Source organism: Leptotrichia sp. OH3620_COT-345, from assembly GCF_003932895.1.
In the GTDB taxonomy this organism is placed as follows: domain Bacteria; phylum Fusobacteriota; class Fusobacteriia; order Fusobacteriales; family Leptotrichiaceae; genus Pseudoleptotrichia.
In genome coordinates this window covers 1-279 of record NZ_RQYW01000185.1, presented here as the reverse complement: position 1 = coordinate 279, position 279 = coordinate 1, and the positions used below count along the sequence as shown (strand labels likewise).

1 protein-coding gene is annotated in these 279 nt (G+C 28.0%); it reads right to left on the bottom strand.

All coding sequences use genetic code 11. The features are described 5' to 3' along the window. Window positions 1-279: hypothetical protein (locus EII29_RS12520; RefSeq protein ID WP_199726108.1), on the bottom strand; the 279-nt coding region annotated here is incomplete at both ends.

Below are 279 nucleotides of genomic sequence, written 5' to 3'. Positions count from 1 at the left end.
CCTTTTGTATTGTCTAATGTTCCTGTTATATTTATTCCTATTTCTTTAGTTTTTATATCTTCAACGTTTTTCGTTTCTTTATTTTCTTGTTTTATATCTTCCTTTGTAAGTCCGTCTGATAATATATATCCTTTTATATTTCTCGTATCTTTTACATCAAGGTCTATCTTTTTGTTGCTTTTTATTACTCCCGTAAGGTTATTAAGTTTTTCACCTATCAGCTTTATACCTTCATTGCCTGATATTTCCCCTCTTATATTACTTGTCTCCTTTATTATT